Annotated in this window: 1 protein-coding gene; it reads right to left on the reverse strand. The window is 37.3% G+C overall.

Annotated elements, in window-relative coordinates; translation table 11 throughout:
* Position 1: 1 nt before the first annotated feature.
* On the reverse strand, positions 2–742 hold the full coding sequence (locus tag HMPREF9072_RS02500; RefSeq protein ID WP_009410367.1) for a hypothetical protein: 741 nt from the start codon (positions 740–742) through the stop codon (positions 2–4).
* Between the last annotated feature and the right edge of the window lie 106 nt (positions 743–848).

Below are 848 nucleotides of genomic sequence, written 5' to 3' on the forward strand. Positions count from 1 at the left end.
ATTATGAATAATCAAAAGTGAATAGCACGATACGGCTTACGGGCTCGTAAAGCATAATGATACCATCTATATGCCCCTTACACCAATCATAACTTGCTGTATCTGCAATAAAGTAAAATGGATTTCCTTGGTATGAAATCTTAATCCAGTCAGGTGAGGGTTGTCTCTCATACTCCAATTGCATATCGAAAGCCTTTGGATACTCACCATCATCAATAGAGCCTTGCCAATTTCCACTCCATATATCTCCACCCAAATTGTTCAAATAATTTACTCTATTGGGTTTGCCTTGATATTCGGGATAATTAGTATCTACTAAGGTACCGTATTTTATTATGTTTTTCTTGCTTTGCTCATAGGACTCCACCATTTCTTGAAGTTCTTTCTCTTCTTTAGAATCGAAATCCCAGTTATGATATTTAGTTCTTTCAAAAAATCCTTCGTTCCCTAAGAACTCAAACTTGTTATCATCGGTGAGTTTGAACGTTACCCAGTTAGGGGCAGTGTATTCATTGTGATATTCGGTAGTGTTTCCCCCCATATATCCTATATTCGCCTCAAAAGGGCATAACATATACACTTTTTGTCCCGCCCAATCGGGGTTGATTTCTGCCAAATCGATACTCATCAGGGGCAGAAAATGATTTTTGAGCCATTGTTGGTCTTTCGTAAAGATGTCTTCTGCCTTTGGGAACGCCTGTAAATGGTCGTTCAATTCTTGAATGTTTTCTCTTGATTGCATAATGATAATTATTTAAGGTTTCTGAATTTAGGACAAATTGCCATTCACCCTTACGCATACTACAAAAGCGATATTATGAATAATCAAAAGTGAATAGCACGATACG

Origin of the sequence: Capnocytophaga sp. oral taxon 324 str. F0483 (assembly GCF_000318315.2) — a bacterium.
Classification (GTDB): Bacteria; Bacteroidota; Bacteroidia; order Flavobacteriales; family Flavobacteriaceae; genus Capnocytophaga; species Capnocytophaga ochracea.